This is a genomic window from Novosphingobium sp. FKTRR1 (genome assembly GCF_020404405.1).
GTDB lineage: Bacteria > Pseudomonadota > Alphaproteobacteria > Sphingomonadales > Sphingomonadaceae > Novosphingobium.
Window position 1 is genome coordinate 1 of record NZ_JAIZDA010000063.1, and the last position, 9,005, is coordinate 9,005.

Below are 9,005 nucleotides of genomic sequence, written 5' to 3' on the forward strand. Positions count from 1 at the left end.
GCGACGTTCTTCTCGTTCGGCACCAACGACCTGACGCAGACCACGCTGGGCGTCAGCCGCGACGATGCGGCGCGCTTCCTCAACCCCTATGTCGAACAGGGCATCTACCCGCGCGACCCGTTCGTCAGCCTCGACATCGAGGGCGTGGGGCAACTGGTCGAACTGGCGGCCGAGCGTGGCCGCAAGACGCGCCCCGGCCTCAAGCTTGGCATCTGCGGCGAACACGGCGGCGATCCGGCCAGCATCGCGTTCTGCGAAAAGACCGGCCTCGACTACGTCTCCGCCAGCCCCTACCGCGTCCCCATCGCGCGGCTGGCGGCAGCACAAGCCGCGCTGGGGTAAGCAAAGCGCGCTAGAACTTGGGTGGGCGCAGCACTTTCGCCCACCCGCTCAGCGTCAGGATGGCGAAGGTTTCGGTAACCCGACCTTCGCCATCGGCACGCTCGCCAAACGCAACCTGCGCCCGCGCAAGGCCAGCTTTGCCCAGCGGCGGCCCCGGACGGTCCAGCGCGCTTGTCAGGCCCTGATCGGTGACCGATCGGCCGTAAAGGCGCTGATCGGCCATTCCAGGCGACAAAGTCCGGGCCATACACCGCTCCCACGGTTGCGTTCCCCTGAATGCAAGTGGGCGGAACTGGACTTTGGCACACAGACATCCTATGTACCGAGCGGTATGGAAAGCGAAGCGGACTTGATTGAGACTGCGGAAGCTGCGGGCGCGGCGCGTGGCCGCCCACGTCAGTTCTGTGCCGACACGGCCTTGGCGGCCGCGCTCCAGGTGTTCTGGAAGCGCGGTTATGAAGGCGCCTCGATGGCCGAACTGACCGACGCGATGGGCATCACCAAGCCCAGCCTTTATGCTTGTTTCGGCAACAAGGAAGCCTTGTTTCGCAAGGCCCTGGACCTTTATGAGCGCGACAAGCTGGCTTATGTCCAGACCGCGCTCGAAGCGCCCACGGCTAAGGCTGTGGCCGAGCGTTTCCTTCATGGTGCACTCGCCTTGCAAAGCGGCGGTGACGATCCACGCGGTTGCATGGGGGTCATCAGCGCGGTCGCATGCGTGAACTTTGCCGACTCGATTCGTGAAGATGTGATGGCGCGGCGCGCGTCGTCGGATCGTGCGATCGTTGAGCGGTTCCATCGGGCCAAGGCCGAAGGCGACATTCCTGACAGTGTCGCGCCCGAAGCGCTGTCCTCGTACCTGAGCGCAGTGATGCAGGGGCTTAGCGTGCAAGCAGCGTCAGGTGCGCCGAAGGAACAGCTCGAACAACTCGTCGAGACGACGCTGTCGCTGTGGCCGGGCACCTGACGGAGCCTTTGCTCCCTTAAATTACCAATCGGTACAGAAATGTATTGACGCCCCCGGCGCACTATTATATACCGCTTGGTATTGAATGTGGTGGGGCAGCTTCTCCCCCGGCTGGACGTCGACGGCGCGATCAATCCCCGCGTTGTGACGCGCTCACCACATCCATATGTCCGGTGGCAGGCAAAAGCTTGCGCCGGGTCCGGTCCGTTGCCTGTCGTGCCCGAAACCCGGGGCGCCAGCCGCGCGGACTGATGCCGGTCCCTGTCCGGCAGTGGCTTGCTCCGTTCGCGGGGCGCCGTCGGACGGGACCGGCACCCTGCGTCCGGGAAGAGGCAATACACACACGATCAGACCGGTAGCGCCGGTGCATCGGGTTTGCCCGGTGTGCGGCGGCGCGACCCTGTCTGGCGATCTCGAAGTCTGGCGATCTCGAAGCCCGCCGACGTTTGCAGTGCACGACCCCAATAGGTCCAGAATTTCGGAGCACCCCCTGATGGACATGCTGACCACCATCGAAACCGCTCGGCGCCAGCCAAATGCGCTGCGAACCCGCCCGGCCGCCGACACCATCGTTCCGGCAAAGCGCAAGCGCACGCGCCAACTGGCGGTTGGCGGGATTGCCATCGCGCTGGTCGCGGCGATCGGCTGGACGACCATGATGCGCCCCCCGGCCGCAGCCGCTGTTCCGCCGATGGCGACACTGGGCGTAGCCGCTCCGCTGGTCGCTCCAGTGGTCCAATGGGATGACTTTGTCGGTCGCTTTGCCCCCAGCCAGATGGTTGAAGTGCGCCCGCGCGTCGCGGGGCAAGTTACCGCGCTGTACTTCCATGACGGCGATCTGGTGCACAAGGGGCAATTGCTATTCACTATCGATGAACGGCCGTATCGCGCTGCATTGGCCGAAGCGCAGGCCAATGTCGCCGCCGCGCGCAGCGCGCTGGTGCTCGCCCGGTCCGACTATACCCGCGCCTCGCGTCTGTCGGGTGACGAAGCGGTTTCGGCCGGTGAGGTCGACGGCTTGCGGGCGCGCCTGCAAGCGGCTCAGGCAAACCTTGCCGCCGCCGAGGCGCGTGCCCGCCAGCGTGCGCTCGATATGGAATTCACCCAGGTGCGCGCGCCGATCGCCGGTCGTGTTTCCGATCGCCGGGTCGATGTTGGCAACCTTGTGGCGGCGGGCGAGGGCAGCAATGCTACCTTGCTGACCACGATCAACGCGCTCGATCCGATCTATTTCGAGTTCGACAGTTCCGAGGCCCTGTTCCTCAAGGCCAAGCGGGACGAAGCGGCCCACGGCACCGAACCGCAAGTGGAGATCAGGCTGCAGGACGAGCCCGGCTATGCCTGGCAGGGTCGGCTCGACTTCACCGACAACGGACTTGATCCGCATTCGGGCACGATCCGGGGGCGGGCAGTCATCGCCAACCCCAAACTATTCCTGACCCCCGGGCTCTATGGCAACATGCGGATGTCGGGCGGCGGAAAGGTCAAGGCACTGCTGGTACCCGATGAGGCGATCCAGTCGGATCAGGCACGCAAGACCGTGTTGGTGGTCGGTGCCGATGGCACGGTCGGTGCCAAGCCGGTCGAACTGGGACCGCTGGTGCGCGGCCTCCGCGTGATCCGCAGCGGTCTGCAACCGACCGACCGGGTGGTCGTGACCAATCTGCAGGCGGCAATGCCCGGCGCGCGGGTGCAGACCCGGGCAGCCCCGATAACCCCACAGGCAGATGTCCGCGCATCCGTGACCGGCGCTCCGGCCGCCGCCCAGGCCACATTCGCGCACTGATGCGAGGATAGCCTGATCGGCCGGTTCTGCCTGATCAGCCCATTTTGATTGTCGTCACATCGGGCGGATCACCGTCCGCTGACGGACGCTGCACGCCTTCCCTTTCCTTCGGGACACCCAATCATGCGACTATCCCGCTTCTTCATCGACCGCCCGATCTTTGCCGGGGTAATCGCTGTGATCATCTCGGTGGTGGGGGCGCTCGCCTTTTTCGCACTGCCGGTATCGCAGTACCCCGACATCGTACCCCCGACCGTGACGGTGAACGCCCAATATCCCGGCGCTTCGGCCGAAACCGTGGCCAACACGGTTGCCGCGCCGATCGAGCAGGAGATAAACGGCGTCGACAACATGCTCTACATGAGCAGCCAGTCGACCGGCGACGGCAATCTGAAGATCACCGTCACCTTCAAGATCGGCACCAATCTCGATAATGCGCAAGTGCTGGTGCAGAACCGCGTGGCCGTGGCCGTGCCGCGCCTGCCCGACGAAGTACAGCGGCTGGGCGTTGTGACGCGCAAGACCTCGCCCGACTTCCTGATGGTGGTGAACCTGCAATCGCCCGATGGCAGCCTGAGCCGCGATTACCTGTCGAACTATGCGCTGACCCAGGTGCGTGACCGGTTGGCGCGGCTTGACGGTGTGGGCGACGTGCAACTTTTCGGGGCCCGCGATTATGCCATGCGCATCTGGATCGATCCGGGGCGCGCGGCCTCGCTCAACCTGACGGCCGGCGAGATCGTTGCCGCGCTGCGTTCGCAGAACGTGCAGGTTTCCTCTGGCGCGCTTGGTGCGCCGCCCGTGGCCAAGGGCGATGCCTTCCAGCTTGGCGTCGAGATGCAGGGGCGCCTGACCACGCCCGATCAGTTCGCCGGCATCGTCATCCGTACCGACGCCGATGGCCATCAGGTGCGCGTGCGCGACGTGGCACGCGTCGAACTTGGCGCGCAGGACTACGGCACCAACACTTACCTCTCGAACAAGCCGACGGTCGTCATTGCCGTGATGCAGCGCCCGGGCTCGAACGCGCTGGATTCGGCCAAGTTGGTCAGAGCCGAGATGGACTCCATCTCCAAGTCCTTCCCGCACGGGATGGAATATTCGGTGATCTACAACCCCACCGAATTCATCGGCCAGTCGATCGACGCCGTCTATCACACGCTGTTCGAGGCGGTGGTGCTGGTCGTGCTGGTAATCCTGGTGTTCCTGCAAAACTGGCGCGCCGCCGTGATCCCGATCATCGCCATTCCAGTGTCGTTGCTGGGAGCGGCGATCATGCTGCTGTCACTCGGCTATTCGCTCAACGCGTTGTCGCTGTTCGGCATGGTGCTAGCGATCGGCATCGTCGTCGACGATGCAATCGTGGTGGTCGAAAACGTCGAACGCAACATCAGCCTTGGCCAGACGCCGTTGCAGGCCGCGCGCACTTCGATGGACGAAGTGGCCGGAGCGCTGGTTGCGATCGTGCTGGTACTGTGCGCGGTGTTCGTGCCGACACTGTTCATCACCGGCCTTTCGGGCGCGTTCTACAAGCAGTTCGCCGTAACGATCTCGACCGCGACGGTGGTTTCGCTGGTGCTCAGCCTGACGCTTTCGCCCGCGGCCGCTGCGCTGCTGCTGCGCTCGCACGCGGCCAGCGCGGTTGGCGATGCCCGGGCACCCGGCTGGCGACGTCTGCTGGCGCGGGCGGGGGAAAGCTTCAACAGCGCGTTCGATCGCCTGTCCGATTGGTATGCCGACCTCACGCGTCGTCTGCTGGGCGCACCGCGCCGCATGCTGGGCACCTATGCCGCGCTGATCGCAGCGACGGTGGCGTTGTTCTGGGTGACGCCTTCGGGCTTCATTCCGGCACAGGACCAGGGCTATTTCCTCGCCGTGGTGCAGTTGCCATCGGGTGCGTCGCTTGAACGCACCGATGCCGTCACGCGCGATGTCGCGGCGCGCATTCTGCCGATCAAGGGCTTGCGCGGTGCGGTAATGTTTGCGGGCTTCCACGGCCCGTCACAGACCGCCGCGCCCAATTCGGCCGCGATCTACTTCCCGTTCAAGACCTTTGCCGAACGGCAGGCGGTGGGGGCGACTTACCAGGGAATCATGGATCAGGCCAAGCACGCGGTTGCCGATTACGACAAGGCGCGGATCCTGATCCTGCCTCCGCCGGTGATCCAGGGCATCGGTGCGGGCGGCGGCTACCGCTATATGCTGCAGGACCATGAAGGGCGCGGTTATGAGGCTCTGAACAAGCAGGCCGGGGCGTTGATTGCCAAGGCCAATGCGCAGCCTGGTCTGCATCAGGTCTACACGCTGTTCGACCTCGGCACGCCGCGCGTTTTCGCCGACGTCGATCGCCGCAAGGCCGACTTGCTCGGCGTGCCGCCAGAGCGCGTGTTCGAGGCGATGCAGGTCTATCTCGGATCGGCCTTCGTCAACGATTTCAACCTGCTGGGTCGGACATACCACGTCACCGCGCAAGCCGATCAGGACCATCGCGAAACTGTTGCCGATATCGCCAATCTGAAAACCCGGTCCAATACCGGGCAGATGGTGCCGTTGGGATCGGTCGCGACGTTCAGCGACAAGACCGGGCCTTACCGCGTGGTGCGCTACAATTTGCAGCCGGCGGTCGAAATCGATGGGGACACCGCGCCCGGCTATTCCACTGGCCAATCGCTGACCACGATCGAAAAGCTGGCCGATACGACGCTGTCGCCCGGTTACGGCGGCGAATGGACCGACATCGCCTTTCAGCAGCAGCATGCCGGAAACACAGCAGGCGTCGTGTTCGGCATGGCTGTGCTGTTCGTGTTCCTGGTGCTGGCCGCGCAATACGAAAGCCTGGCCTTGCCGGTGGCGATTATCCTGATTGTGCCGATGTGCCTGTTCGCGGCCATGGCCGGGGTGAACCTGCGCGGGATGGACAACAACATCCTCACGCAGATCGGTCTGGTCGTACTGATCGCGCTGGCGGCAAAGAACGCCATCCTGGTGGTCGAATTCGCCAAGCAGGCCGAGGACGAACAGGGGCTTAGTCCGGTCGAGGCGGCAATCCAGGCTGCGCGCACCCGGCTACGCCCGATCCTGATGACCAGCCTTGCCTTCATTCTGGGCGCTGTGCCGTTGGTCTTTGCCAGCGGGGCAGGGGCCGAACTGCGCCAGGCACTGGGCACGGCGGTGTTCTATGGCATGGCCGGGGTCACCGGGTTCGGATTGCTGTTCACCCCCACTTTCTATGTCCTTTGCCGTCGAATGGCCGAGCGCATTGGTCGCCCGGCACATCTCGCGTCCCTGCATCCCGCCGAATAGGAGGCTGATCATGATGCCGAACTTCCAGTATCTGCTCGCCCGGAACAGCAAATACCTGTTGCTCGTAATGAGCCTGCTCAGCGGCTGTGCGGTGGGGCCGGATTATCACCCGGCGACCACCCCGGTTTCGGCTTCGGCTCCGTTCGTTGCCGCCGACACTGCGGCCACCACGCGCGGCGCCGTCGTTGAACGGTGGTGGGAACTCTATGGCGATCCGGTGCTCGACCGCGAGGTCGCCGTCGCGCTGGCTGCAAATACCGACCTTCGGGTTGCCGCCGCGCGGGTCGATCGTGCCCGTGCGGTGCTGCGCGATGCCCGCTCCGAACGGCTGCCGACTACCACGATCGGCGCGTCGGCGCAGCGCGAACGGTTCTCGAGCGCGCAACTGGGCGCAGGCCAGCAGCGCGAGGCCTCGAGCTATGACGGTGGGCTGACGCTGTCTTACGAGGTCGACCTGTTCGGGCGCGTCAGCCGCGGGATCGAGGCCGCCCACGGAGATGCCGCCGCTACGCAAGCCGATGCGGACGCGGTGCGCGTGGCCGTGGTGGCCGATACCGTGCGCGCCTACCTAGACATTACCACAAGCGCGGAGCGCCTGAAGGTTGCGCAGGACACGGTCGCGTTGCTCGACAAGTCGGTGCGCATCACCGGCGCCCGGTTCGATGTCGGTCGGTCGGATCGGCTCGACGTCATCCGCGTCCAGGCATTGCGCGATCAGCAGGCGGCGGCAATCCCGCAACTGACGGCGGATCGGCAAAGCGCGCTGCTGCGGTTGGCCACCCTGACCGGGCGCACGCCGCAGGATCTGCCCGCCGATCTTGCAACCCGCGATGTCACCCCGCATCCGGCACAACCCATTCCGGTAGGCGATGGTGCAGCCCTGCTCGCCAATCGTCCCGACGTGCGTGCGGCTGAACGGCGGCTGGCCGCCGACACCGCGCGGATCGGTGTCGCAACCGCGCAATTGTACCCGCATATCAGTCTTGGTGCCTCTGGCGGTTCGACGGCGCTGGGCGGGATGAACGTGCTCGGTGGTGAATCGACGCGCTGGTCGGTCGGGCCGCTGATCAGCTGGACTTTCCCCAACACTGCGGCGGTGCGCGCGCAAATTGCCGCGGCGCGTGCTGACAGTGCGGCCTCGCTCGCCCGGTTCGATGGCACCGTACTGACCGCGCTGGAAGAAGCCGAGCGCGCCCTGTCGATTTACGCGCAGTTGCGGACCCGGATCGACACGCTGCAGCGCGCGCGCGACGAGGCCGGTCGCGCGGCCCGGATCACGCTGGCCCGCCAGCGCGAAGGCCGCATCGATTTTCTGACCGTCCTCGATGCACAACGCACCCAGGCCAACGCTGAAAGCGAACTTGTTGCCGCCCGCCGCGACGCCGCCTTCGCGCAAGTCGATCTGTTCCGCGCGCTTGGCGGCGGGTGGCGAGCCGATACGGTACCGCCCGGGGCGTGAGTCCGCCTGCCAGGTTTCCGCAGCACCCTTCCGTCCCGGTTCGTCATGATGGAGGGGGCTTCGGAAAAGGTCGATAACCTTCAGGAAATGGCGGATTTAAGCCATTTCTTGCAAGTACACGGAGCTATGAGGATTTTGGAAGAAGTGGTGCCGGGGACGGAACCGTGAAAATCGCGTAAGAGGTTGCTGAATATAGAGAATCTTTGGGTGGTTTTTGATAGAGGCCCCCAGAAAGGCCCCCAGCGCCATCATGCTACCCCTTTTTTCCACTGTTTCCGTCCGCCTTTGCGCGGCCACGGCCTGCCGCTTCACTCGGTCCAGTCTGATCGATCAAGCGCTTGCATCGCTGCGGTAATCGCTACCGTGTCTACACTCACGCGGACCACGCGGGCAAGCAGGTCAATCATGCTCTCCTTGTAATCGGCAAAGCGATAAGTGTTGAACTTGGCGGCGATTGTCGGGTCGCGAGGCTTCTTTTCCTTGTGCTGATCCAGCACCCAATCGATGGCGCTGCGATTGCCCAGTCGGTAATTCCACGCCTGCGACGGAATGCCGGTTATCTGCGTATCTGCGTCAAGCACCACGTTGCCTGCCGCCACATTGCTTTTCAACACCGGCTTGGGATGCGTGCCCGGCGCGCGCTTGGGCTGCGGCGTGTCGATCCGCTCCACCAACCATGGCTCTACCTGCTCGTATCCAATGTGCATGGCCATCAGCGCTTCACCCCAAGCCACCCACTGCGCGAAGTCGGGATAGAACGGAATGCGCGGAAACTCGCGCTTCAGGTTCAGCGCGTATTTCTCGCGGTAGACCGGATCGTGCAACACGGCGTAGCTGTAGGCAAAGATGGCGTCCTTGGTGACGCCCTTCTTGCCATAGCGCGCGGTGAACTTGTTTAGGCCCCAATCGGTGATGTTGTCGACGCGTTCGCCGGATTTAGTGTAGCGGTAGCGGGGAACGCATTGGGTGCTTCCGTTGCCATTTTTTAGCAGGCAAGTATCGAAGACGACGTTCGCGCCTAAGAGCCCGATTCAAAAGTCTGTCATGCGGCTGAAAGTCGCGCAATTCTGCGGGTTAGCATCCGGATAGAAGCGATATTCGCCCACGCGGTCGAGCTCTCGATGGAGCGTTCCCAGTCTTTGGCGAGG

7 protein-coding genes and 1 pseudogene are annotated in these 9,005 nt (G+C 64.4%); 5 read left to right on the top strand and 3 right to left on the bottom strand.

The genetic code is table 11. The features are described 5' to 3' along the window. The coding region (locus tag LDN95_RS22390; protein WP_305082592.1) for a putative PEP-binding protein at positions 1-342 on the top strand (342 nt) is incomplete at its 5' end. A gap of 10 nt (positions 343-352) precedes the next feature. Here the strand turns inward: LDN95_RS22390 and LDN95_RS22395 are convergent. Further along, the gene (locus LDN95_RS22395; protein WP_226019729.1) at positions 353-589 is read right to left on the bottom strand and encodes a hypothetical protein; all 237 of its coding nucleotides are present in this window, start codon (positions 587-589) and stop codon (positions 353-355) included. 84 nt (positions 590-673) lie between these two features. Here LDN95_RS22395 and LDN95_RS22400 point away from each other — a divergent pair, with 84 nt between their 5' ends. The 4 genes from LDN95_RS22400 to LDN95_RS22415 all read left to right on the top strand — a co-directional run bounded on the left by LDN95_RS22400 (position 674) and on the right by LDN95_RS22415 (position 7,857). Beyond that, a complete protein-coding gene (locus LDN95_RS22400; RefSeq protein ID WP_226019730.1) occupies positions 674-1,309 on the top strand; it encodes a TetR/AcrR family transcriptional regulator in 636 nt (211 codons plus the stop codon). A 655-nt stretch (positions 1,310-1,964) separates the two neighbouring features. Then, positions 1,965-3,095: an efflux RND transporter periplasmic adaptor subunit gene (locus LDN95_RS22405; RefSeq protein WP_226019733.1), complete on the top strand. Its 1,131-nt coding sequence runs from the start codon at positions 1,965-1,967 to the stop codon at positions 3,093-3,095. Between the two features lie 123 nt (positions 3,096-3,218). Further along, on the top strand, positions 3,219-6,398 hold the full coding sequence (locus tag LDN95_RS22410; RefSeq protein ID WP_226019731.1) for an efflux RND transporter permease subunit: 3,180 nt from the start codon (positions 3,219-3,221) through the stop codon (positions 6,396-6,398). A 10-nt stretch (positions 6,399-6,408) separates the two neighbouring features. After that, positions 6,409-7,857, top strand: a complete 1,449-nt coding sequence (locus LDN95_RS22415) for an efflux transporter outer membrane subunit (protein ID WP_226019732.1) — start codon at positions 6,409-6,411, stop codon at positions 7,855-7,857. A gap of 308 nt (positions 7,858-8,165) precedes the next feature. Here the strand turns inward: LDN95_RS22415 and LDN95_RS22420 are convergent, their stop codons facing one another. Both LDN95_RS22420 and LDN95_RS22425 read right to left on the bottom strand, forming a co-directional pair. After that, positions 8,166-8,888 (bottom strand): type ISP restriction/modification enzyme, encoded by a 723-nt coding sequence (locus LDN95_RS22420; protein ID WP_226019734.1) that lies wholly within the window; start codon positions 8,886-8,888, stop codon positions 8,166-8,168. 11 nt (positions 8,889-8,899) lie between these two features. Next, positions 8,900-9,005: pseudogene (locus LDN95_RS22425) on the bottom strand (IS5/IS1182 family transposase); the annotation flags it as partial.